General features: G+C 49.3%; 12 protein-coding genes. 7 read left to right on the top strand and 5 right to left on the bottom strand.

Features of this window, described 5'->3' with window-relative positions; genetic code table 11:
* The first annotated feature begins 81 nt into the window (after window positions 1-81).
* A complete protein-coding gene (gene amrA / locus KBW69_RS08860) occupies window positions 82-651 on the top strand; it encodes an AmmeMemoRadiSam system protein A (RefSeq protein WP_257280644.1) in 570 nt (189 codons plus the stop codon).
* A gap of 85 nt (window positions 652-736) precedes the next feature.
* Here amrA and glgX read toward each other — a convergent pair whose 3' ends face one another.
* The 4 genes from glgX to KBW69_RS08840 all read right to left on the bottom strand — a co-directional run bounded on the left by glgX (window position 737) and on the right by KBW69_RS08840 (window position 7,930).
* Window positions 737-2,887 (bottom strand): glycogen debranching protein GlgX, encoded by a 2,151-nt coding sequence (gene glgX, locus KBW69_RS08855; protein WP_257280643.1) that lies wholly within the window; start codon window positions 2,885-2,887, stop codon window positions 737-739.
* Between the two features lie 44 nt (window positions 2,888-2,931).
* Complete coding sequence (gene glgB / locus KBW69_RS08850; protein ID WP_257280642.1) at window positions 2,932-5,127, bottom strand: 1,4-alpha-glucan branching protein GlgB; 2,196 nt, start codon at window positions 5,125-5,127, stop codon at window positions 2,932-2,934.
* Window positions 5,128-5,253: 126 nt separating this feature from the next.
* Window positions 5,254-7,716: a glycogen/starch/alpha-glucan phosphorylase gene (locus KBW69_RS08845; RefSeq protein WP_257280641.1), complete on the bottom strand. Its 2,463-nt coding sequence runs from the start codon at window positions 7,714-7,716 to the stop codon at window positions 5,254-5,256.
* Window positions 7,717-7,777: 61 nt separating this feature from the next.
* The gene (locus KBW69_RS08840) at window positions 7,778-7,930 is read right to left on the bottom strand and encodes a hypothetical protein (RefSeq protein WP_257280640.1); all 153 of its coding nucleotides are present in this window, start codon (window positions 7,928-7,930) and stop codon (window positions 7,778-7,780) included.
* Between the two features lie 487 nt (window positions 7,931-8,417).
* Here KBW69_RS08840 and KBW69_RS08835 point away from each other — a divergent pair, with 487 nt between their 5' ends.
* Entirely contained in the window at window positions 8,418-9,317 is a 900-nt protein-coding gene (locus KBW69_RS08835; RefSeq protein ID WP_257280639.1) for an ROK family protein, read from the top strand.
* Window positions 9,318-9,437: 120 nt separating this feature from the next.
* Window positions 9,438-12,494: a hypothetical protein gene (locus KBW69_RS08830; protein ID WP_257280638.1), complete on the top strand. Its 3,057-nt coding sequence runs from the start codon at window positions 9,438-9,440 to the stop codon at window positions 12,492-12,494.
* 128 nt (window positions 12,495-12,622) lie between these two features.
* Here the strand turns inward: KBW69_RS08830 and KBW69_RS08825 are convergent, their stop codons facing one another.
* Window positions 12,623-13,111, bottom strand: coding sequence for a DUF29 domain-containing protein (locus KBW69_RS08825; protein ID WP_257280637.1), 489 nt, complete (start codon window positions 13,109-13,111; stop codon window positions 12,623-12,625).
* 272 nt (window positions 13,112-13,383) lie between these two features.
* Between KBW69_RS08825 and KBW69_RS08820 the strand changes: the two genes are divergently transcribed.
* From KBW69_RS08820 to KBW69_RS08805, 4 genes are all read left to right on the top strand, one after another.
* Window positions 13,384-16,473, top strand: a complete 3,090-nt coding sequence (locus tag KBW69_RS08820; protein WP_257280636.1) for a hypothetical protein — start codon at window positions 13,384-13,386, stop codon at window positions 16,471-16,473.
* A 130-nt stretch (window positions 16,474-16,603) separates the two neighbouring features.
* The gene (locus tag KBW69_RS08815; RefSeq protein WP_257280635.1) at window positions 16,604-19,684 is read left to right on the top strand and encodes a hypothetical protein; all 3,081 of its coding nucleotides are present in this window, start codon (window positions 16,604-16,606) and stop codon (window positions 19,682-19,684) included.
* Between the two features lie 64 nt (window positions 19,685-19,748).
* Window positions 19,749-22,832 (top strand): hypothetical protein, encoded by a 3,084-nt coding sequence (locus KBW69_RS08810; RefSeq protein ID WP_257280633.1) that lies wholly within the window; start codon window positions 19,749-19,751, stop codon window positions 22,830-22,832.
* Window positions 22,833-22,973: 141 nt separating this feature from the next.
* A complete protein-coding gene (locus KBW69_RS08805; protein ID WP_257280632.1) occupies window positions 22,974-26,075 on the top strand; it encodes a hypothetical protein in 3,102 nt (1,033 codons plus the stop codon).
* The last annotated feature ends 76 nt before the right edge of the window (window positions 26,076-26,151 follow it).

Genomic DNA, 26,151 nt, shown 5'->3' with positions numbered 1-26,151 from the left:
AGATAACTTGAGTCGATACTACCCGCTGTACGCTTATTTATTGTTTAACAGGCTGACCACAACAAGAAAGGATCAAGCCGGATGGATCTGAATCTCACAGAACTGGACAAAAAAAATCTGTTACGTCTGGCCAGACAAACTATCGCCAGGATCTGTGTTGAGGGTGAAGCGCCCAAGCTTGATTTAACTCAGTTTCCAGCAAAATTACAGGCCCATCTCGCCTCATTTGTGACACTTCAGAAATTCGGAGAACTAAGAGGTTGTATTGGCTCACTGACTCCCCGGAAACCTTTGATAGTAGATATCGCACACAATGCTTTTGCCAGTGCTTTCAGAGATCAGCGTTTCTTTCCTGTGACCGAAAATGAGCTGGCAGACCTGCGTATTGAAATATCCATCCTGACCCCCATGACAGTTATGAGGATTGAGACTGAAGAAGATCTTCTGGAGCAGTTACGTCCGGGTATTGATGGCCTGTTGATTCAGGGGGATCACCACAAAGCCACTTTTCTGCCACAGGTATGGGAACAACTGACCGAACCTGACGAGTTTCTCCTTCACCTCAAACACAAAGCCGGACTTCAGTCTCATGAGTGGCCCGAAGATATGAGGTGTTTTTCTTATCAATGTCTGAAATTCAAAGAAGATTAAGAGGTAAGAGACTGAACATCAGCAGAGTCAAGCGAAAATGGCGTGAGGTTAATAGAAGCGCTCCCTACCCCTATCCGAAGAAATGTCAGCACTGCTCTTCGATGACCACCAGCGAATTGGCTTCCATTTCAATCCAGCCTCGGGTGAGCAAAACTTCCTTGGCAAAGGGGGATGCTGAGCTGGTATCCAAAAGTCGGTTCCAGTACTTCTCGGGGTCAATCTGGGGCAAAGTCACTTTTCTGGACTGCTCTTCATTATTTATCAGGATGTAGAGACTTTTCTCATCCTGATGAGTGACCACTGAAGCCATCTTGATACAGAGACAACCCCCACCCAATTCTCCAAGCTGGGCCTCCGTCAGCCTAATGCCATCCGGGGAATACCAGGTCGTGGCTTTGCGTCCACCGGCACCGCCCAGCAGGGTGTGGGTCTTTCGAAATGCTATCAGTTGCTGAACAAATAACTGCAAAACTGCATCATCAGCTTCAATGTCCTGCATCCAGCCCCAGTCCTGCCAGGATAGAGGTGAGTCCTGACAATAGGCATTGTTATTACCCTGCTGACTGTTACCGAACTCATCACCGGCCATCAACATGGGCGTCCCACGGGACAGCATCAGTGTTGCCAGCATGTTCTTTCGAGCCCTCTGCCTTCTGGCTCTGATATCACGATCTTCCGTTTCACCTTCTACGCCATAATTCCGCGAGAAGTTGTGCTGATCGCCATCCCGATTATCCTCACCATTGGCATGATTACGACGCTCTTCATAAGAGCAGAGGTCATTGAGGGTAAAGCCATCGTGGCTGCAAAGATAATTAATACTGGCTAACGGGCGACGTTTACCAAATACATCTTCAGAACCGGTTATTCGCCAGCCCATCTCTGCCAGCCGTCCCTCATCGCCACGCCAATAGGCTCGTGTACCATCCCTGAAACGATCATTCCATTCCTGCCATTCCTGTGGGAAACCGGACAATCGATAACCCTCAGGTCCAATATCCCAGGGTTCTGCAATTAACTTGGTGCGGGAAACAACCGGGTCTTGATGTACAGCTCCGAAAAAGGCACTGTCAAACCGGTACTCTCGATGCTGTCTGGCAAGCGCAGGAGCCAGGTCAAAGCGGAAACCATCAATCTGATATTCCTGTGCCCACAAGCGCAAGGCGTCCATGGTCAACTTCAGGGTCTGGGGACTGTCAAAATTCAGAGTATTACCACAGCCCGTATAGTTGACGGCAGATAGACGACCACTATGATCATCCATCAGGTAGTAATCACTCTCTGCCAGACCTCGCATACTCAAACTCGGGCCACCATGCCCTGATTCACAGGTATGGTTATAGACCACATCCATGATGACCTCAATTCCTGCCCTGTGCAGCTCACGAACCATGGTTTTCATTTCAGTGACCGGATCTTTGATCGCCAATGAAGGTTCCGGTGCCATCATACAGAGAGGGTTATATCCCCAGTAATTTCTGAGCCCCATCCCCTCAAGGCGTTCTTCATTGACCTGAGAGGTCACCGGAAGCAACTCAACGGCTGTGACTCCCAACCTGTTGAGGTAATCAATTACAGGGGGGTGGCATAGCCCAAGATAAGTACCTCTCAACGCTTCCGGCACATCCGGATGCTGCTGTGTAAATCCTTTAACATGCAGTTCATAAACGACACTGTCTGCCTTGGAAATAACGGGTTTTTTAACAGACTGCCAATCGAAAGTATGTTCTCTCACAACACTTCTTGGCATAAAGGCGGCGCTGTCCTGCTCACTCTTAAGCCACTGTTCAGCACTGTCCTCTGTTGAAAAGCGCTTTACCTTGTAAGCATTGTTTTCAGAAGGTGCATGCCATTGATAGTCAAATAACGCCTCAGACCACTGAACCGCTCCCCGCAGTTCGCGGGTATAGGGGTCCATCAATAGCTTATGACTGTTAAAACGTGGGGATATAGAAGGCGACCAGGCACCCTCGGCACGGAAGCCGTAAAGCTGACCGGCCTCAATACCTTTCACGAGAAGATGCCAGACTCCCTGATCAGAAGGCGACATTGCCAGTCTTTCTTCTTCATCACTCTGGTTGAACAGGCAAAGGTAGAGTTGACGAGCATCAGGAGCATAGACGGCAAAGTTGACCCCTGTAGCTTCACTGCCCGTTGTTGGCAGGAAATCATCATTCACCAGTGTCGCCCCCTGCAAACCGGGACATCCCGCAGAAACAGAAATACCAGTGATCACAATCGTTTTTGTTGCTCACATTTTTGTTCGTTAAAAATCATGGTTCAGCCAATGGGTATAGCGTCAGAATCCGGAGCCAAAAACAGGGTCGACAGAGGAGGAAGTGTGACCAATAGCGAGTGATCATAACCATGCGTGTGATAATGCTCGGTATAAAGCACCTTGCTGTTAACGACACCACTGCCACCATAACACTGCTCATCCGAATTCAGTATTTCTTTCCAGACGCCTTCAATAGGCACTCCAATCCTGTAATCTTTCCTTATTTCCGGTGTCATATTGGCCAGAACCATAACCGGAGCACCTGAAAAGCTCTTTCGAATAAATGCAAAGACACTCTGCCGCTGGTCATCAGCCACCACCCAGGCAAAACCATTATGGTCATAATCCGACTTATACAGCGCAGGGTAAGACTTGTACAGGTGATTTAACGTTTTAACAAGCTGCCTGAGCCCCTGGCTGTAATCATTTTTATTGAGCAACCCCCAATCCAACTGACCATCATGATCCCACTCCCTGATGCTGCCGATTTCAGATCCCATAAACAGCAACTTCTTACCGGGATGCCCGAACATAAAGCCCAGATAGGCACGCAAGTTTGCATACTTTCGCCACTCATCTCCGGGCATTTTTCCCAACAGACTGCCCTTGCCATGCACCACTTCATCATGAGAGAGCGCCAGAATAAAATGTTCGCTGTAGTGATAGGTCATACTCTGCATCATCTCCCAATGATGATGGCTTCGATGAACCGGGTCCCGGGCCATATAGCCCAGAGTGTCGTGCATCCATCCCATATTCCATTTGTAGCCAAAGCCCAGCCCTCCATCATAGGTGGGCATGGAAACCTTGGGCCAACTGGTCGATTCTTCGGCAATCGATACCTGGTCCGGGTAGTGCAGATAAAGTGTTTCGTTCAATTCCTTCAGGAATTTTACCGCTTCAATGTGCTCGTTTCCGCCCATGCAATTGGGCTCCCACTCCCCTTCACTCCTGGAATAGTCGAGATAGAGCATGGAAGCCACTGCATCTACCCGCACTCCATCCAGATGAAAACGGTCCAGCCAGTACATGGCATTGCTGATCAGAAAATCTTTTACCTCTGGCTTGCCATAGTCATAAATATGAGATTGCCAGTCAGGATGCCAGCCTCTTTTGGGATCAGCATATTCATAAAGGGCTGTGCCATCAAAATGACCCAGGCCATGGGGATCGGAAGGAAAATGGGCAGGAACCCAGTCAAGAATGACGCCAATACCGGACTGATGGCAGGCATCAATAAACGCTTTGAAGTCATCCGGAGTACCAAAGCGGCTGGTAGGTGCAAACAGCCCTACCGGTTGATAGCCCCACGATCCTGTGAATGGATGTTCCATAAGGGGCATCAGTTCAATATGAGTAAAACCCATCTCGACAACATAAGGAATCAACTGTTCAGCCAGGGTTTTGTAACTGAGGCTTCTACCCTGTTCTTGTCGCCAGGAGCCCAAGTGTACTTCATAGATGCTGACCGGCCTGTCCAGACAGGAGTGATGCTTCCAGTGACGATCTTCCCACTCATAAGTCAGGTGATCGTAAATAATAGAAGCATTGCCGGGAGGCTGCTCGGCGTAGTAGCCATAGGGATCGGCCTTGTGAGGCAGTAAATCCCCATGCTGGCTGCGAATTTCATATTTGTAGAGATCACCCGCCTTCACGTTCGGGACGAACAAACGCCAGATCCCATCTTCCGAGCTGGCCATAGGATGAACTCTGCCATCCCAGCCATTAAAACTGCCAACCAGACTGACGCTTCTCGCATTCGGCGCGTAGACCCTGAAGATCACCCCTTCTATGGAAATTTTCTCCTCAGGGTGCAACGAAACCAGATGCGCCCCCATATACCGATAGTTTCGATAAGGTTCACGGTGAACATGACTCAGGGTATATGACTGAAACTGGTAAGGATCCATTAATGTATACGACTGATGATCTTTATTGGTAATCGCCAGCTGATACAGAAAAACAGAACAGCATTCTGGCAACACCAACTCAAATACTCCCGGGGCGATTTGAACCATCTCACCCACCGCTTCACCGGAGGTAAAGGCGATAACACTGACAGCACTGGCATCAGGTCTCCAGACCCTCAGCAACAGGCCACCCCTTTCAGGACGTTCATGAAATCCCAGAACGTTAAACGGCGCGGCACAGCCGCTATCAAGCATGTGATTGATCATCGGTTCGACAGAATTAGGCATACAAGGAAGGCTTCTATTTACTCAGTTTGAGGAAGTATAGGAGCCCTCTCGAAAATCGACAGGCTACTGAAAGAAATCCTCTAAAGCAGAGAATTGCTATAAGAATTGACTCACTGCTTATAGCCTTTAAGCCATGTTCCAAATGGTTTTACTGTAATCCTGAATAGACCGATCTGATGAGAATTTACCCATTGAAGCCGAGTTGATGATCGCCTTTTTCCACCAGAGTTCCGGCTTTTTCCAGGTTTCAACAATGCGATCGTGGGCATCACTGTAAGCCTGATAATCCGCCAATGTCAGGAAGTAGTCTCCCCTGTCCAGCAGGGCTTCAACCAGAGGCCGGAAGGCATCCGGCTCTTCGGGAGACAGATCACCGGAATCCAGCCAGTCAATGACACTGCGCAGTTCGTCAGAACTGTTGTAGATATCCCTCGGGTTATAGCCTCGATGGCGAAGCTCTGACACCTCCTCAACCGTCAGGCCGAAAATAAAAATATTCTCGTCGCCTACTTCTTCGGCAATCTCGACATTGGCTCCATCAAGCGTCCCCACTGTCAGGGCACCATTGAGGGCAAACTTCATGTTACCCGTACCGGACGCCTCAAATCCGGCCGTAGAGATCTGCTCGGAAACATCTGCAGCAGGGATAATTTTTTCCGCCAGACTGACTCGATAATTTGGCAGGAAAACCACCTTCAGCTTATCTTTGATACGTCGATCATTATTCACTCGTTCAGCCACCCGGTTGATAGCATGAATAATCGTTTTGGCCACCTCGTAGCCAGGTGCTGCCTTGGCACCAAAGATAAAGACCCGCGGGGGTACGTTCAGATCCGGGTTGTCCAGAAGTCGACGATAAAGTGCCATGATGTGAAGCAGATTCATTTGCTGACGCTTGTATTCGTGGAGACGCTTGATCTGCACGTCAAAAATGGCATCAGGACTGACGTCAACCACACAAAGCTCCCTGATGACTGCCGCCAGGTGCTTTTTATTGTCATGCTTGATGACAGCAAAACGCTTCTGGAATGCCAGATCACCGGCATGCACCTTCAAAGCATCGAGCTTGTAAAGGTCTTTTCGCCAGTCACCCTCAATGGTTTCATCAATCAGAGCTGCCAATGCCGGATTGCAATAGTCAAGCCAGCGTCTTGGGGTAACACCGTTGGTCACATTGACGATTTTATCAGGCCACATTTGATGGAATTCAGGGAACAGTTTTTCCTGAACTAATCTTGAGTGCAGAGCTGCCACACCATTGACTTTATGGCTACCGACGACCGACAGAAACGCCATACGAACCATCTGATCATCCTCCGGACGATCAGGCTCCTCGATAATAGACAGGCGACGTTTCATAGCGTCATCACCAGGCCAGACCACCTCTACTTCAGAATGCAGGAAGTGGTAGTTGATCATGTGAATGATCTGCATGTGGCGCGGCAACACTCTGGTAATAAGACTCTGAGGCCACTTTTCCAGGGCTTCTGGCAACAGCGTATGATTAGTGTAGGTAAACACCTCGCGAGTGATTTCCAGCGCTCGGTTGAAGGCAAAATCTTCTTCATCCATAAGCATGCGCATGAACTCAGCCACAGCGATGGCAGGGTGGGTATCATTCAGCTGAATGGCTACCTTGTCGGCAATATGGTTCAGGTTTTCGCTATTCTCACGCTTGTAGCGATGGATCAGATCGGCCATGGAACAGGCGACAAAGAAGTATTGCTGAATCAGGCGCAACTCTTTACCCGCAGGATGATTATCGTTGGGATAGAGTACTTGGCTGATGTTTTCGGCACTGATTTCCTGTGAGCGGGAATCCTGATAACGGCCAGCATCAAAACTGTTAAGATCAAAACCATGAGCTGCACGACTTTCCCATAAACGAAGAGTGTTAACAGTCTCTGTGCCATAACCAGTGACAGGTATATCCCAGGGCATACCTAAAATTTCCTGAGTATTTTCCCAGACCGATTTACCCGCATGTTCTCCTACCGTGCCGTAGAGTTTGACGTGCTGCTTGCGCTTGGCTCTCTCAATGCCCCAGGGGAAACTCTCCTCACGCCAAACATCGGGGGTTTCTACCTGTTTGCCGCCGACAAAACTCTGACGAAAGAGACCAAATCGATAGTTGATGCCATACCCCATGGCCGGCATATTAAGCGTGGTCATGGAATCTAAAAAGCAGGCAGCCAGTCTTCCTAAACCGCCATTGCCCAGTGAAGGGTCAGACTCATACTCAAGAATATCAACCAGAGGCATTCCCAGGCTGGCCATGGCTTCTTCTGTCTGCCTGAAGATTCCCAGGTTATGGAGGTTGTTGCCGAGCAAACGGCCAATCAGAAATTCCAGCGACAGATAGTAAATACGTCGGGCTCTGCCTTCTCGCTCTTTCTTGCGCGTTGTGCGGATTCGCTGCAGATTCATCTCACGGACGACCAGACTCAAAGCCTCCCAATACTCTGCAGGCCCGGATTCATCAAACTCAACACCCAGTGATTGATGAAGGTGCCCGACCACCCGCCGGGCAATCTCTTCACTGTCCACAACGGGCATTACATCATTTTGCCCAGCCTTGTTTGCGCTCATGTTTTTCCACCTGCATTATTCACCATGAATAACTTTCAGCCCTTGAGAGGCGATCCATTATTTACGATTTACGCCGCTCGTGGTTCTCTGGCACCGGCAGCCGCAACAGGTGCCTGCCATTCGAAGGTTTAACCTGATAAGCACAACCAGTGTTGTATTCCGGGAGTCTGGCATTTCCACCCATGGTCGTTAACTTAACCAAACGTGATGGCATGGCCTGTGGGTAATTATAATTCTGATTTCCGCTCATTCCGGTTTAGTTGTAAATTATTCTTGGTCAGTCCCACGATAAAAAGTCATTGCGTGCTGTAAAACTTACACGACAAAAATCATTTAATAGAACACCAGTTGTTCGCAGTGGGCTTCTCACGGAAAAAATCAAACCGGTGCCAAACGCAGGCCGTGCAGATTTCAGAAAGTTTGCTTCAGATATGACTTTAGTGGAGAAAAAGGACGACTGAAATGAAAGCACTCTCTGGCCTGCTGCTGATCCTGCAAGCGGTTCAGCATGGTAGTTATGGGGTAAATTATTTTTATCCTCACTTCCTGCTGTGAGTGTCAACCAGATGTCTTTGTGCCCTTCCTGATTGTCTACTATCCTCAACGCTCGCACAACGAACTATAAAATCCAGTGGTTTTCCTTTCGGCAACCACTGATTTTAGGGACAGTTGCAAGTATATATCAGAAATGAGGTATTTCTGTGCGATTTGGCATTGATGTGGGTGGCACCAAAACAGAGATTGTGGTGCTTTCCAATAGCGGTGAAATGATTCATCGAGAGCGACAATCCACCCCGGACAATTATCCTGATTTTCTCGATAGCATTCAGGCCTTAATCCATGTCACTGAAGGACGCTATGGACAGACCAGCAATATCGGTCTCTGCCTGCCAGGCGCTGTCAGTCCTGATACTGGCCGTATGAAAAATGCCAACACCCTGTACCTGAACAATCAAACGGTTGCTGAAGATCTTGAGCAGCGACTGGGCAGAGCCGTCAGACTGGCCAACGATGCCGACGCCTTTGCCTTGTCAGAAGCGACCGATGGAGCGGCAGCAGGTGCCAGAAGCTGTTTCGGCGTCATTATCGGGACAGGCTGCGGTGGCGGACTGGTGTATAACGGCCAGCTTATTCAGGGGCCCAATGCCATTGCCGGGGAGTGGGGACACAATCCTCTGCCCTATTATCAGGAAAGCACCGATGGCCCGGACCAACACTGTTACTGTGGCCGCAAGAACTGTATCGAAACCTTTGCATCCGGCACAGGAATGGCCAAACGTTTCCGTGAAGCTCATGGCTTCAGCGCCCGGGAAATTCCTGATGCAAAATCGGTTATGGCAAGAGTTCAAAATGCCGACCCGAAGGCTATTGAGCATTTCAATCATTATGTTGATGCACTAGCCCGTGCACTGGCCGGTGTCATCAACGTTTTTGATCCGGAAGTCATTGTCCTCGGTGGAGGCATGTCGAATATCCAGTCACTGTATCCCGGACTTTCGAACGCTGTCGCACAGTACGTTTTCTCTGATCAGCTGAATACCCGGATCGCGCCCGCCAAACACGGTGATTCATCCGGTGTCAGGGGAGCGGCCTGGCTTTAAATGGTTAACATCTTCAGACAGTGAGGCCTTAGTGGAACTTTTTACCAACCAGTGACTCCAAGAAAGTAAGGTTCTAACCACACGGAAGTGGAAATAATAAGCTCTTAAAGGAGTATCAACATGAATGTTGCCATCGGAGCGGGGACATCTCCAAGCCTCTGCTCTCCACCAAAATCAGACACTTCGACGGCAACAGCCTCCGGGCGATGGGTAGTCTGCGAATCGACCAGCAGGCTGCTGCCCCGGCATTCCGGGGAATATGAACGACAGGCGCTACTTCGGGCAGCCGAGAGTGGGAACCTGGCGATTCGGCGAATTCAATTGACTAAAGAAAAAAATTACTTTTCTGGTGAGGGCGCACCAAGACCTTTTACCCTCGTCATGCAGGGGTTTCCCACTGAAGGCTTGCCAGAACGCTTTGGTGAAGTGACAGTGGGCATTATCAATCCACGTTGCCTCTATACCTACAAACGTGATGCCAACACCCGGAATGTTCTGCGTGGTGTAAACCCTGATGAACTGGAGGTAAAACTACTGCCTGATCGCGGATCTCTCCGGAGAAAATGCATGGAGAAGGCTGAGCGAGCCTTCTGGTCGGTTTATCCTCCCTTCACCTCAGGACATCTGGGTAAAGACGGGCTGTTCAGTCTACCGAAACGTAAATTCTGGGCTGACGCGTGCACCCTGCCATTCCCGGAGCTGGTGACCCTCAACTATGGCGTAGCAGATATCAAATGTTTTTATGTTGAGCATGACCCTTCAAACAAAATTGCCAATATCTTGCTGGCAAAGCGTTATTGTGAACTGGAATTGGATCTTAAACCATTGCCTCTGGTTGTTTATTGCAAGCGCACAGGATCTGTAGAGGTCTGTTTTGATGATGAGCTTGACAGTAATGATCTGGCCTCGAATGAGGATGCTCTGGATGATTTTGTGCTGTCGCATGACCTATCAAATGACACTTTCAGGGCCATGTTGAATCTGCTGCCAATGCTCACACAAGCAGAGGTGTTGAGGTCGAAATTATTAACCGTCTCACCCGATGTTAAACGCAAACGGCAACAGGCCATCGATCTGGTGAGTAATCCCGACTCGTACAGCTACGAGAAGCTTCTGGAATTAAAACAAAATGGCTTACCTGTTCAACAGCATTTTTTCCATGAAGAATTTGAAGACTCCTTACTCGGAATGTTGCTGGCTTCCGAAATGCTCAGAAACGAAAATCCAAAGCACGAGCAAACCCGGAAACAGGATGAGGAAGCCTGCCGCTTATGTGAGCTGCTTCTACAGAGCGGGGCAAGGCTGGAGAGGCCTTATTTACCCTTCGCCATGATGGATAATCCCTTGAATCCGGTCATGCCGCCGAGCATGATGAATTATCTGGTGGCTGCTTTTGCCCCATTTGATTTTCTGACTCTGGAACATCTCAGGAGAATACCTTTAACCGGCTGCCCGGGAAACGTCGTTGAATTTGACCGAATCTGCCGGGAATACACTCCACAGCAGCGGCAGAGTTTTCTGGAGGAGCTGATACATAATGATGTGTGTGGTCTTAATCCTCCAACTCTCGAAACCCTCCAGCCCCTGTTACTGGCCCTGTTCCATTACGAGATTTCTATGGACCAACGTTTTCTGAATCGTCTTAAAGTCTATCTGGAGTCGCAATACCACGATGGTAAGAAGATTATTGGTGACTTATCTCTGAATGATTATATCCAATGGCTTGACAACCTGTTTAAGCAACGAAAAGAGCATCCTTTCTACCAGAATTGGCCCGAACATGTCCGAAAAGCCCATGTGCAAATCGCTGAGCTGAAACAATCTCTTGATCTGCCGGACGATGCCAGCTCGTTAACGACACCATCAGCGGCCGAGACACCAGCGGCATTACAATTTATGGTGGACGCCTTCAGCAAACCACCCGTCATGCCAGAAAATGCCGGCGATAATGAAAAAACCATCCTGAAGGTCTTGCAGCATTATTACCGCCGTCCGGGACCGGAAAGGGTAATCCAAAGCCTGGGCAAAGAAACCTTGCCAACCGTGTGGAAACCACTGCACAGCTGCAGTCATGTCCTGCGAGCCAGGAATAATGGTCACTGGTATATGGAATTGCTGGAGAAATTTCAGCAGTGTTCCCTGAGCCCGAGAGAAAAACAACTCCTGTCCCTGGCAATTATCTACCATGACGCAGCTGCCGAAGATGTTGTCAAATCAGTGGAAGAATCAAGGTCAGCTGATTATTTCAAACGGGATCTGACCGGGCACTACCCTGAACCGCTGCTCAACGATATAGCACTGGCAATGGTCAGCAAGGAAAACGATGTCAATCGTAAAGACGAGCAGAGTCTGCCTGAGCCTGTGCGCTGGTACCTGCGCATATTACGCTTTGCGGATCGCATGGACATTATTCGTGTTTTTGGGGTTGGGGCTGATTTTCCCAAGGTAATGAAGACTCAACCCCGGAGTTTTGACGCTACACGTCTTGACCTGCCGCCGCAGTTGCCCTGTGATTTTAACTCCGACTCTGACAACAAGAGTGAATTCCAACGACATCTGGAAGCCGCCATGCACGGTGCGGCTGATCTGGCGCAGGTAACCGGACGGCCTCAGGATCAGCGCAAAAAAAACTACACCGAGATCCACGGTCTGTGCGGCAATGGCGCAAAGATTTCTGAAAACTTTGAATGGACTACTGAGCCAGTGCAGAGGATGAATCAGTTTATTGACGACAATGTCCGGCGCAAAATGGCTCAGGAGGCCGACATTATTGTCTGTTCAGACCGCAGCCACGGGGCCTGCAAGGCTGATCAAAGCGAGGGAATCACTTATGGTATTCACAACAGCTGGCATGATCTGAGGCAGGTACAAATTCCGGCCAAAATGACACTGTTGGAAAAAATGCAGTACGAACATGACCCGTCGCTGATGAGCCCGACAACACAGCAGGCATTGGCGAAAGAGGTGCAGCGGCTGAAAAATGAGGGTATTCGGATGAATCTGGGCACCTTGACGCAAAATACGCTGGCCTCGGAGGAAGCCCAACAAGTGCTGAAAGAGCGGGGTATTGCCGTGGTCAGCCATAAGCGACCCTACTTTACTAACGATGGGCACCCAAGAGAATGGGAAATGCTGGTGCCAGAAAAGACAGCGAAGCGAGACGCGTTGCCCAATTAAGAATCCATAGCCGCCAACAGAGCAGGAATGTCGATTTGATCAAATTGGCCGTTGGCCAGCAGCTCCCTTTGCTGGCTAAGCTATTGGGTGAAATCGGTTTTGTACTGGTTGTTAATAAGATGCCTCCTTCAGTCTCCGGGTAGCCAGTCGTCATCGGTGACTTGCTCGAACGACCATGGGCATTGTTCGGGGAAGCTGTTTTTGTTCAGGCGTTTTTCTTTAATACGGATATGTTTGTTAAGTTCCAGGGTCGCCCTGGGTTTGGCGCTGTAATAGGCTTCTGACAGTATCTCATCAGTCATGGGGTCAAGGCTTGGATTCCTTTTCAAGTGCTCCTTAATTTCGCCTCTTGGGTTATTGATGCTGGGTATCCATGTATAGATCACCTTATCTTCTACCCAAGGGTCTTTCAGCACCCGTTTCTGGTAGTCGTATTTAAGTAGATGTATGAGCAATATCCGCAAATGAGACCGTAATTCATTGGAAGTATCTCCCATTTCGGAATCCATGGCCTCCAACAGGTTGTCGATGTCAAGCTTGTCAAACTGCCTGTTTTCCAGCAGCTCCCGTTGCTGGCCAAGCCACCGGGTGTAATCAGTTTTGTATAGGTTATCCATAAAATACCTCCATTGAGCTACCACTGTAGGCAATTAACACAAGGGAATCAAAATGGACTACCACAGCACAAACGCCTTTGCGGGGAAGCTTGGCCCGAGGTTTTGGCCTTCTCAATTCGGCCATTGATGCCAGAGATAACGGGCAATACCGCAAAGAAATGATGGGAATGCAGAATGATTTAAATGGAACTTTTCGCCAGCCAGTTACTCCAAAAGCTTAAAATCCACCCATAAGGAGGTAGGTAAATAATAAACTTTAGAGGAGTATTACCATGATTGTCGCCCAAGGAATGGAGACCTCTGCGAGCCTGAGCCCTCCACCAAAGTCTGACACCCAGCCGATAACAGCCTCCGGCCAATGGACAACCAGCCAACCGACCCGCAAGGTGTCACCCTGTCATCCGAGGGAGCCTGACCGGCAAGAGCTACTTCGGGCCGCTGAGAGTGGGCGCTTGGCGTTTCGGCGAATTTATTTGACTGAAGAACAACATTACTTTTTGGGCAAGGGGGCACCAAGACCTTTCACCCTTGCCCTGCCGGGAGAAATGCTACCCACTGAGCCCGTGGAAGAAAGCTGCGGTGAATCGATGATAGGCGTCGTTAATCCCCAGTGCCTCTATGTCTACAAACGTGATGCCCACACACGGCATCTGGCGTGGGGCGCAGATCCGGATAAACTGCCAGCAAAACTACTGCCTGATCTGCACTCATTGCACGATGGACTTCTTGGACGTGCCAATACGGTTATCTGGGGCGTTTATCCTCGTTTCACCTCAGGACATCTGCAAGCGGACGGAACGTTCAGTTTACCAAAATTGAAACTCGACAATGATTCCAGGCCGTCTGGTTACCCTGAAGTGGTGCTCACTCAATACAGCAAAGAAGACATCAAATGCTTTTGCGTATACAACGATGCACAGATAAATATTTCCGATCTACTGTGGGACAAGCTAAAGTGTGAAAGTGCATTAAATCTTCCCCCCCTGCCTCTGGTTATTTATTGCCACCGCACAGGTTCGGTACAGGTCTATTTTGATGATGAACTGAAGAATCCATACCTGACCATGAATGAGCGTTCCCTGAATGATTTTGCGTACTCAAAGGGCATAACTCCAGATCATTTCAGAGCCATTTTGAATCTGCTGCCAATGTCTTTGCGGGCAGAGGCACTGAGTTCGGAATTAACCGTCTCACCAGATGTCAGGCAAAAATTGCAACAGGCCATCGATCTGGTCAGTGATCCCGATTCGTACAACTACAAGAAGCTTCTGGAACTAAAACAAAGTGGCTTACCCATTCACCAGCGTTTTTTTCATGAAAATGGTGTTCGATCTTTACTCAGAATGTTGCTGACTTCCGAAATGCTCAGGAACGGAAAACCAAGGCACGAGCAAACCCGGAAACAGGAGGAGGAAGCCTGCCGCTTATGTGAGCTGCTTCTACACAGCGGGGCAAGGCTGGAGAGGTCTTATTCACCCTTTGCCATGATGGATAATCCTCTGAATCCGGTAATGCCACCGAGCATGATGAATTATCTGGTGGCTGCTTTTGCCCCGTTTGATTTTCTGACTCTGGAACATCTCAGGAGAATACCTTTAGCCGGCTGCCCGGGAAACGTTGTTGAATTTGACCGAATCTGCCGGGAATACACTCCACAGCAGCGGCTGAGTTTTCTGGAGAGGCTAACAAATGATTATGTACGTGGTCTTAATCCTCCAACTCTCGAAACCCTCCAGTCCCTGTTACTGGCCCTGTTCCATTACGATACCTCTATGGAGCAACGTTTTCTGAATCATCTTAAAGTCTATCTGGAGTGGGAGTACCGCGATGGCAAGAAGATTATTGGTGACTTATCTCTGAATGATTATATCCAATGGCTTGACAACCTGTTTAAACAACGAAAAGAGTATCCTTTCTACCAGAATTGGCCAGAATATGTCCGAAAGGCCCATGTGCAAATCGCTGAGCTGAGACAATCTCTTGGTCTGCCAGACGATGCCAGCAGGTTAACGACACCATTGGCAGCCGGGACACCAGCAGCATTACAATTTTTGGTGGACGCCTTCAGCAAAGCACCCGTCATGCCAGAAAATGTCGGCGATAATGAAAAAACCATCCTGACGGTATTGCAGCATTATTACCGCCGTCCGGGACCGGAGCGGGTGATCCAGAGCCTTGGCAGACAGACCGTGCCAACCGTGTGGAAACCGCTGCACAGCTGCAGTCATGTCCTGCGGTCCAGGAATAATGGTCACTGGTACATGAAATTACTGGAGGAATTTGAGCAGTGTTACCTGAGCCCGAAAGAAAAAGAACTCCTGACGCTGGCGATTATCTACCATGACGCAGCGGCCGAAGACGTCGACAAATCAGCGGAAGAAACGAGATCAGCTTATTACTTCAAACGGGACCTGGCCGGGCACTACCCTGAAGCACTGCTGGATGATGTAGCACTGGCGATGGTCAGCAAGGAAAATGATGTCAATGGTGGCGATGAGCAAAAAGTGTCAGATTCCGTACGCTGGTATCTGCACATATTACGCTTTGCTGATCGCATGGACATGATCCGTGCTTTTGGGGTTGGGGCTGACTTTCCCGGATTAAGGCTGACTCAACCTGTGGGTTTTGACGCTAAACGTCTTGACTTACCAGCGCATCTGACCAGAGAGTTTACCTCCGAGCCTGGCAACAAGGGTGAATTCCAACGGCATCTTGAAGCCGCCATGCACGGTGCGGCTGATCTGGCGCGGGTAACCGGGCCACTTCAAGACTGGCGCAAAAAAAACTACACCCAAGTCTACGGTCTGACTGGCAATGGCTCAAAGATCTCTGAAAACTTTGAATGGACCACTGAGCCTCTGCAGAGAATGAACCGGTTTATTGATGACAATGTCCGGCGCAAAATGGCTCAAGAGGCCGGAATGGTTGTCTGTTCAGACCCCAGCCACAAAGCCTGCAAGGCTGATCAGAAAAAAGGGATCACCCGCGGTATTCATAACAGCGGGTATGATCTGGGGCAAGTGGTGATTCCGGCCAGCATGACGCTGTTGGAAAAAATGCAGTACGAACATGACCCATCGCTGCTCAGCCTGACAACACAACAGGCATTGGCGAAAGAGGTGCAGCGGCTGAATAGCGAAGGTATTCGGATGAATCCGGGCACCTTGCGGCAAACAACGCTGGCTTCGGAAGCAGCTCAAAAAGTGCTGAAACAACGGGGAATTGACGTGTTCAGCAGGAAGCGACACTACTTTTCCGACAATGGCTTCCCGGGAGAGCGGGTAATGCGGGTGCCGAAGAAAATAGCGAAGCCTGATGCCCGGGAGGATGCTCCGGCGGGGTGGGCATGTAGAATCCTTTGATCTTGTTATGAAAATGCAGCTACGGACAGTGGGAACGTAATGGAACTTTATGACCAGTTAATGACTCTAAGTCCATTAGAACTCATCCGCAAAGCAGTGGGTAAATAATTAGTTTTAAAGAGGTATTGCCATGAATGTTACCCAAGGAGCGGGAACCTATGCGAGCTCTTGCACTCCTCCACCAAAGTTTGAAAACCAGCCGGTTATAGCCTCTGGTCCGTGGACAGTCTACAAATCGACCCTTAAGCTGCTCCCCCTTCATCCCAGGGAGTCTGAGCGACAGGCGCTACTGCTGGCCGCTGAGAGTGGGCGCCTGGCGTTACGGCGAATTAAATTGGCTAAAGAAAAAGATTACTTTTCGGGTAATGGGGCACCAAGACCCTTCAGTCTCGCCCTGCCGGGGGGGATGATGCCCAACCAGCGTATGCCAGAATCTTATGGCAAATGGATGGTAGGCATTATTGATCCACAATGCCTCTACGTTTATAAACGTAATGCTGGGACAAGATTTCTGGTGTTGGAGTCTGACTTAACTCCGGAAACACTGCCAATAAAACTACTGCCTCATCTGCAATCATTGCTCGGTAAACGTCTTGAGCGTGACGATCAGATCATCTGGAGAGTTTATCCCACCCTTTTCACCTCAGGACATCTGCAAGCGGATGGAACGTTCAGTTTACCAAAATTGAAATCCGGCGATGGTACCCGCACAGCTGATTATCCGGAACTGTTGCTCAGCAAATATGGCAGAGAAGACATCAAATGCTTTTGCGTTTACGACGATGCACAGATAAATATTTCCGACATCCTGCGGGACAAGCGCCAGTGTGAAAAGGTATTAAACCTTAAACCCTTGCCTCTGGTTGTTTATTGCCACCGCACAGGCTCTGTTCAGGTCTGTTTTGATGATGAGCTGGACAGTCATCGCCTGGCCGGGAATGAGCATTCTCTGGAAGGTTGTGCGTTTACACAGGGCATAGCCCCGGACCATTTCAGAGCCCTGTTAAATCTGCTGCCAATGTCTTTGCGGGCAGACACACTGAGTCAGGAATTAAACGTCTCACCGGAAGTTATGCGCAAATTACAACAGGCCATCGAGTTGGTAAGTGACCCCTATTGTTACAATTACGAGAAGCTTCTGGAATTAAAACAAAGTGGCTTGCCCATTCACCAGCGTTTTTTCTATGGAGGAGAGGTTGATTCTTTGCTTGGCCTGTTAGTGTTTTCCGAAATGTACAGAAACATGGAGCCAGAGCATGAGCAAACTCAGAAACAGGCGCAAGAAGCTTGTCGCTTACTTCATCTGCTTTTGCAAAGCGGGACAAAGCTGGAGAGAGCTATTCTCTTAATTGAGAGGATGAACGGCACCTCGGAACAGGTAATGCCAGCGGGTGCAATGAACTATATGGTGGCAGCCTTTGCTCCCTTTGATTTTATGACTCTGGAACATCTCCAGAAAATACCTTTAATCGGTTGCCCGGGAAACGTCGTTGAATTTAACCGAATCTGTCAGCGGCTCAATGAAGAGCAAATACAGCAACATTTGAGAAGAGTATTAGATGTGAGTTTTGAACCTCCCCCCCTCGCCACAGTCAAATCCCACTTGCTGGCCCTGTTTCATTTCAATGCTTGCCTGGACGAAAAGACTCTGGATTGGCTTAAATTATTCTTGGGCAAATATTGCATTCGCGGTGTGCAAATTATTGATGATTTAACCATGGATGATTATATCGAATGGGTTGAAAAACTGTGGATTAATCGGAAAACAGATCCTTTCTACCAGAATTGGCCAAAGCATGTCGAACAGTCTCATCGGGAAATTGAGGACCTGAAAAAATCTCTCGGTCTCAACGATTCCGGTGCCTCGGCCACACCACTGGTAACCGGGGTACCAGCGGCATTACAGTTTGTAGTGGACGCGTTCAAGAGGTCGCCGATCCTGCCTGACAATGCTGGCGATAATGAAAAAACCATCCTGACGGTATTGCAGCATTATTACCGCCGTCCGGGGCCGGAAAGAGTGATCCAGAGCCTTGGCAGAGAAACCATGCCAACCGTATGGAAACCGCAGCACAGCTGCAGTCATGTCCTGCGGGCCAGAAATAATGGGCTCTGGTATATGGAATTGCTGGAGAAATTTCAGCAATGCTCCTTGAGACCGGACGAAAAAGAACTTCTGTCTCTGGCCATTATTTACCATGACGCGGCTGCCGAAGATGTCGACAAATCAATGGAAGAATCAAGGTCAGCTGATTATTTCAAACGGGATCTGGCCGGGCACTACCCTGAACAGCTGCTGAAGGATATAGCACTGGCAATGGTCAGCAAGGAAAACGATGTCAAGGGTATAGGTGAGCAGAACCTGTCTGAGGCTGTGCGCTGGTACCTGCGCATATTACGCTTTGCAGATCGAATGGACATTATCCGTGGTTGTGGGGTTGGGGCTGATTTTCCCGGATTAACGGTGACTCGACCTCGGGGTTTTGACGCTACCCGTCTTGACTTACCACCACAGCTGACTGAAGACTTTGTCTCCGAGCCTGACAAAAAGAGTGAATTCCAACAGCATCTGGAAGCTGCCATGCACGGTGCGGCTGATCTGGCGCAGTTAACCGGGCGGCCCGGGGATCAGCGTAAGAAAAACTACACCCAAGTCTACGGTCTCAGAGCCAATGGCTCAAAGATCTCCGAAAACTTCGAATGGACAACCGAGCCAGTGCAGAGAATGAACCAGTTTATTGACGACAATGTCCGGCGCAAAATGGCTCAGGAGGCTAGCATTATTGTCTGTTCAGACCCCGGCCACCAAGCCTGCAAGGCTGATCAGAACAAAGGGATCACTTATGGTATTCATAACAGCTGGTATGATCTGAGGCAGGTGACGATTCCGGTCGGCATGACGCTGTTGGAAAAGATGCAGTACGAACATGACCCGTCGCTGCTGAGCCCGACAACACAACAGGCACTGGAGCAAGAGGTGCAGCGGCTGAAGAACGAAGGTATACAGATGAATCCGGGCACCTTGACGCAAAAAACGCTGGCTTCGGAGGAAGCCCAAAAAGTGCTGAAACAACGGAGTATTGGCGTGTTCAGAGAGAAGCGTCCCTACTTAACCAACGATGGCCTCCCGAGAGAATGGGAAATGCTGGTGCCAAAGAAGATTGCGAAGACTGACGCTCAGGGTGCAGCAGCGGCAGATGGAACTTTTTAACTGCCAGTTACTCTAAAGACATCAGAATGTCCTCATACATAAAACGTTTTCCAGGAATGTTTCTATGAATGCTGCCCACGGAATGAGAGTCAATGCGAGCCCGTGCCCACAACCCCATTTTGATACCCGGGCGGCAACAGCCTCTGGCCAATGGTCAAGCAGCCAACCAACCCGCAAGCTGCTACCCCGTCATCCCAGGGAGTCTGAGCGACAAGAGCTACTGTGGGCCGCTGAGAGTGGACGCCTGGCGATTCGGCGAATTGAATTGAGTAAAGAAAAAAATTACTTTTCGGGCAAGGGTGCACCAAGACCCTTTACCCTTGCCCTGCCGGGAAAGATGATGCCAACCGAACACGTGCCACAACGTTATGGTAAATGGATGGTAGGCATTATTGATCCACAATGCCTGTATGTTTATAAACGTAACGCAAGGACCAGAGATCTGCTGGAGGAGCCTGACTCAACTCCGGAAAAACTGACAGTAAAATTACTACCTCATCTGCAATCATTGCTCGGTAGGCGTCTTGAGCGTGGCGATCAGGTGATCTGGAGAGTTTATCCTCTGCGTTTTACCTCGGGGCATCTGCAACCGGATGGGACGTTCAGTTTACCAAAATTGAAATTTGGCAGTAGCACACGACTGGATTACCCGGAACTGGTGCTCACCGGATACAGCGAAAAAGACATCAAATGCTTTTGTGTTTACAACGATGCACAGATAAATATTGCCGATATCCTGCAGGACAAGCGTGAGTGTGAACAGGTATTGGAGCTTGAACCCTTGCCCCTGGTCGTTTATTGCCATCAGACAGGTTCTGTACAGGTCTACTTTGATGATGAGCTGGACAGTAAACACTTAGCCAGGAATGAGCATTCCCTGAATAATTTTGCGTTTTTAGAGGGCATAGCCCCAAAACATTTCAGAGCCGTGTTAAATCTGCTGCCAATGTCTTTGCGGGCAGAGACATTGAGTTCGGAATCAACCGACTCGGCCAATGTCAGACACAAATTGCGACAGGCCATCACGCTAGTGAGTGATCCCGATCATTACAGTTACGAAAAGCTGCTGGAATTAAAACAAAGCGGCTTGCCAATTCACCAGCGTTTTTTTCATGAAGGAACTGCTCGAACGTTGCTTGATATGTTACTGACTTCCGAAGAGTTAAGAAAAAAACAACCTGAGCATGGGCAAACTCAGGAACATGAGGAAGAAGCTTACCGCATACTTAAGCTGCTTCTGCACAGCGGAGCGAGGCTGGATTTCAGGTCTGCCATGATTTTTAACAGTATGCTAGATGGTTCAGAATTGAAAGTGTCAGCGGAGGTAATGAATTATATGGTGGCTGCCTTTGCGCCCTTTGATTTTCTGAACACGAACCATCTCAGGAAATTTCCTTTAACCAGTTGTCCGGGAAACGTCGTTGAATTTGACCGGGTCTGTCAGGATCTCCGTCGCGATAAAGGACAAATACAAAAATACATGGAAGCGGCATTATTGGATGTGCTTTTTCACGATCAAAACCTCGACATGATCAAGTCCCGCTTACTGGCCCTTTTTCATTACGGTACTCACATGGACAAAGAGGTTCTGCATCGTCTCAAAGTAGATCTGAACCGTTATTACCGTGACGGTAAGAAGGTGATTAATAATTTCTCCGTGGCTGATTACATCCAATGGGTTGAAAAACTGTGGACGCAACGGGAAACGAATCCTTTCTACCAGAATTGGCCAGAGCATGTCCGACAGGCTCAGGAGGACATCAGGGATTTGAAAAAGTCTCTCGGTCCGCTGGACGATTCTGGCGCATCGACAACACCCTTGGCAGCCAGGAAACCGGTATTACAGCTAGTGGTGGACGCCTTCAGCAAAGCGCCGGTCATGCCTGATAATGTCGGCGACAATGAAAAAACCATCCTGAAAGTATTGCAGCATTATTATCGCCGTCCGGGACCAGAACGGGTGATCCGTAGCCTTGGCAGACAGACCATGCCAACCGTGTGGAAACCGCTCCACAGCTGCAGCCATGTCCTGCGGGCCAGGAATAATGGGCACTGGTATATGGAATTGCTGGAGAAATTTCAGCTGTGTTATCTGAGCCCGGAAGAAAAACAACTCATGGCGCTGGCGATCATCTATCATGATGCTGCCGCCGAAGATGTCGACAAATCAGCGGAAGAAACAAGATCAGCATACTACTTCAAACGGGACCTGGCCGGGCACTATCCTGAACCACTACTGGATGACATAGCACTGGCAATGGACAGCAAGGAAAACGATGTCAATGGTAAAGATGAGCAGAGCCTGCCCGAGCCTCTGCGCTGGTATCTGCGCATATTACGCTTTGCGGATCGAATGGACATTATCCGTGGTTGTGGGGTTGGCGACGATTTTCCCGGATTTACGCTGACTCGGCCTCCGGGTTTTGACGCTGGACGTCTTGACTTACCTCCGCGGCTGACTGAAGAGTTTACCGCCGAGCCTGGCAGCAAGAATGAATTCCAACGGCATCTGGAAGCCGCCATGCACGGTGCGGCTGATCTGGCGCAGATAACCGGGCGGCCTAAGGATCAGCGCAAAAAAAACTACACCAAAGTCTACGGTCTGGACGCTAATGGCTCAAAGATCTCTGAAAACTTTGAATGGACCACTGAGCCAGTGCAGAGAATGAACCAGTTTATTGACGACAATGTCCGGCGGAAAATGGCTCAGGAGGCTAGCATTATTGTCTGTTCAGACCCCAGCCACCAAACCTGCAAGACTGATCAGAATAAAGGTATCACTTTTGGTATTCATAACAGCTGGCATGATCTGAGGCAGGTCGAGATTCCGGCCGAAATGACGCTGCTGGAAAAGATGCAGTACGAACATGACCCGTCGCTGCTGAGCCCGACAACACAACAGTCAATGGAGCAAGAGGTGCAGAGGCTGAAGAGCAACGGTATTCAGATGAATCTGGGCACCTTGACGCAAGAAACGCTGACTTCGGAGAAAGCCCGACAAGTGCTGAAACAGCGCGGGATTAACGTGGTCAGCAGGAAGCGATCCTACGTTACCAACGATGGCCTCCCTGGAGAATGGGAAATGCTGGTACCAAAGAAGATAGCGAAGCCAGATGCTCAGAATGCGCCAGCAGGGGAGGGCCAATAAAATCCTTTGACCTTGCTTTGCAAATCCAGCAAAAGACAGTGGGATCATACTGGAACTTTTTACCAGCAAGTTACTCTAATGACGGCAGAATCCACTCTTTGAGAGAAATGGATAAATCATAAGTGTTAATGGAGTATTGCCATGAATGTTGCACACGGAACGGGAACCTCTGTCGGCCCTTGCCCTCACTCTCAACCAAAGTTTGATCAACCAAAGCCTGACACCCGGTCGGTAAAAGCCTCTGGCCAATGGACCACCAGCCAACCGACCCGCAAGCTGCTACCCTGTCATCCCAGGGAGTCTGAGCGACAAGCGCTACTGCGGGCTGCTGAGAGCGGACGTCTGGCGTTTAGGCGAATTAAATTGCCTGAAGAAAAAGATTACTTTTCGGGTAAGGGAGCACCAAGACCTTTCACCCTCGCCCTGCCGGGGGAGATGATGCCCACCGAGCCTTTGTTAAAAGGGCTTGGTAAATGGATGGTAGGCATTGTCAATCCCCAATGCCTGTACGTCTACAAACGTGATGCATGGACCAGGATGCTGCAAGAGCCTGACGTAACTCCGGATAAACTGAGAGTAAAATTACTGTCTGATCTGCAATCACTGCACGATAAAGGTCGTGAGCATGCCGATCAGGTCATCTGGAAAGTTTATCCTGATCATTTCACCTCGGGACATCTGCAAGTCGATGGAACCTTTAGTTCACCAAAATTGAAACGCCACAATGGAAACCGCTTAGTTTGTTTTGATTACCCGGAACTGCTGCTCAACCGTTATAGCAAAGAAGACATCACATGCTTATGTATTTACAACGATGCACAGAGAAATATTGCCGATATCTTGCAGGACAAGCGTCAGTGTGAAAAGGAATTGCAGCTCAAACCATTGCCTCTGGTCGTTTATTGCCACCGCACGGGTTCTGTGCAGGTCTATTTTGATGATGAGCTGGATAGTAAACGCCTGGCCAGAAATGAGCGTTCTCTGGATGATTATGCGTTTTCACAGGGCATAGCCCCGGACCATTTCAGAGCCCTGCTAAATCTGCTGCCAATGTCTTTGCGGGCAGAGGCACTGGGCTCAAAATTAAACGTCTCACCGAATGTTATGAGCACATTGCAACAGGCCATCGAGCTGGTGAGTGATCCCTGTTGTTACAGTTACGAGAAACTTTTGAAATTAAAACAAAGTGGCTTGCCCATTCACCAGCGTTTTTTTCACAAAGGAAACGTTCAATCATTGCTTGAAATGTTGATGACTTCCGAAATGATCAGAATCGATCAGCCAGAGCACGATCAAACTCGACATCAGGAGAAAGAAGCTTGTCGCTTACTTCAGCTGCTTCTGCAGAGCGGGGCAAGTCTGGGAGGGGGGATTCATATAATCGACGCCATGGATGATTACATGGTTCGGGCAATACCAGCAGGCATAATCAATCATATTGTAGCTGCCTTCGCACCACTTGAGTGCCTGACCCTGAAACATCTCGCGAAAATACCTTTTACCGGTTGCCCGGGAAGCGTTGTAGAATTTCACCGAATTTGTCAGGGTCACAGTCCAGAACAACTAGAGCAATGTATAAAAGAGGTACTATTTAGTGTGCGCTTTTATCATCCTTCCCTCGACATGATCAAGTCCCGCTTACTGGCCATCTTTCGTTACAGTTCTAACCTGGACAGTGAGTTTCTGCATAGGTCTGAAGATAGTCTGGACTGGTTTTACCCCAGAGGTAAGAAGGTTATTGAGGATTTTTCTGCGGTTGATTATATCCAATGGGTTGAAAAACTCTGGCAGCAACGGGAAACGCATCCCCTCTACCAGAATTGGCCAGAACTTGTCCAGCAAGCTCAACGTGAAATCAAGGACCTGAGACAATCTCTGGGTCTGGGCAATTCTCACGACCAGGCAACACCATCGGCAGCCGAAACACCAGAGGCATTACAGTTTGTGGAGGATGCCTTCAGCAAACCGCCGGTCTTGCCTGAAAATGTCGGCGATAATGAAAAAACCATCCTGAAAGTACTGCAGCATTATTACCGCCGTCCGGGACCGGAGCGGGTGATCCAGAGCCTTGGCAGACCAAACATGCCAACAATCTGGAAACCACTGCACAGCTGCAGTCATGTCCTGCGGGCCAGAAATAATGGGCTCTGGTATATGGAATTGCTGGAGAAATTTCAGCAGTGTTCCCTGAGCCCGGAAGAAAAAGAACTTCTGGCTCTGGCAATTATCTACCATGACTCAGCTGCCGAAGATGTCGACAAATCGGCGGAAGAAACAAGATCCGCACATTACTTCAAACGGGACCTGGCCGGACACTACCCTGAACCGCTGCTGGATGATGTAGCACTGGCGATGGTCAGCAAGGAAAATGATGTCAATGGTGGCGATAAGCAGCAACTGTCTGCTTCTGTGCGCTGGTATCTGCGCATATTACGCTTTGCGGATCGCATGGACGTTATCCGTGGTTGTGGGGTTGGGCCTGATTTTCCCGGATTAACCGTGACCCAACCTCAGGGTTTTGACGCTACACGTCTCGACTTACCAACGCGGCTGACTGGTGAGTTCACCTCGGAGTCTGGCAACAAGAGTGAATTCCAACGTCATCTGGAAGCCGCCATGCACGGCGCGGCTGATCTGGCGCAGGTAACCGGGCGGCCTCAGGATCAGCGCAAAAAAAACTACACCGAAGTCTACGGTCTGAGTGGCAATGGCGAAAAGATCTCTGAAAACTTTGAATGGACAACCGAGCCAGTGCAGAGAATGAACCAGTTTATTGACGACAATGTCCGACGAAAAATGGCTCAGGAGGCCGACATTATTGTCTGTTCAGATCCCGGCCACCAAGCCTGCAAGGCTGATCAGAACAAAGGGATCACTTATGGTATTCACAACAGCTGGTATGATCTGGGGCAGGTGGAGCTTCCGGCCGTAATGACGCTGTTGGAAAAAATGCAGTACGAACATGACCCGTCGCTTCTGAGCCCGGCAACACAACAGGCATTGGAGAAAGAGGTGCAGCGGCTGAAAAGCGAAGGTATACGGATGAACCTGGGCACCTTGACGCAGGCAACGCTGGCTTCGGAGGAAGCCCAGACAGTGCTGAAACAGCGTGGGATTGCCGTGGTCAGCGAGAAGCGTTCCTTCGTTACCAACGATGGCGACCCGAAGGAATGGAAAATGCTGGTGCCGAAGAAGATAGCGAAGCTTGATGATCAGAATGCACCAGCAGAAGAGAGCCGATAACAATCCATTGATCTCGCTATGAAAATACAGTTACGGAAAGTGGGACCATACAGGAACTTTTGTACCAGCCAGCCAC

It is taken from the genome of Endozoicomonas sp. ISHI1, assembly GCF_024606225.1.
Classification (GTDB): Bacteria; Pseudomonadota; Gammaproteobacteria; order Pseudomonadales; family Endozoicomonadaceae; genus Endozoicomonas_A.
Note: the sequence above shows the minus strand (reverse complement) of the source record. Positions and strands in the feature narration are given on the sequence as shown.

What these genes read in the sequence shown, in the direction of transcription:
- KBW69_RS08845 (WP_257280641.1), bottom strand. Translation starts at nt 7,716, where the DNA reads ATGAGCGCAAACAAGGCTGGGCAAAATGATGTAATGCCCGTTGTGGAC.
- amrA (WP_257280644.1), top strand. Translation starts at nt 82, where the DNA reads ATGGATCTGAATCTCACAGAACTGGACAAAAAAAATCTGTTACGTCTG.
- glgB (WP_257280642.1), bottom strand. Translation starts at nt 5,127, where the DNA reads ATGCCTAATTCTGTCGAACCGATGATCAATCACATGCTTGATAGCGGC.
- KBW69_RS08815 (WP_257280635.1), top strand. Translation starts at nt 16,604, where the DNA reads ATGAATGTTACCCAAGGAGCGGGAACCTATGCGAGCTCTTGCACTCCT.
- KBW69_RS08825 (WP_257280637.1), bottom strand. Translation starts at nt 13,111, where the DNA reads ATGGATAACCTATACAAAACTGATTACACCCGGTGGCTTGGCCAGCAA.
- KBW69_RS08830 (WP_257280638.1), top strand. Translation starts at nt 9,438, where the DNA reads ATGAATGTTGCCATCGGAGCGGGGACATCTCCAAGCCTCTGCTCTCCA.
- KBW69_RS08840 (WP_257280640.1), bottom strand. Translation starts at nt 7,930, where the DNA reads ATGCCATCACGTTTGGTTAAGTTAACGACCATGGGTGGAAATGCCAGA.
- KBW69_RS08810 (WP_257280633.1), top strand. Translation starts at nt 19,749, where the DNA reads ATGAATGCTGCCCACGGAATGAGAGTCAATGCGAGCCCGTGCCCACAA.
- KBW69_RS08805 (WP_257280632.1), top strand. Translation starts at nt 22,974, where the DNA reads ATGAATGTTGCACACGGAACGGGAACCTCTGTCGGCCCTTGCCCTCAC.
- KBW69_RS08820 (WP_257280636.1), top strand. Translation starts at nt 13,384, where the DNA reads ATGATTGTCGCCCAAGGAATGGAGACCTCTGCGAGCCTGAGCCCTCCA.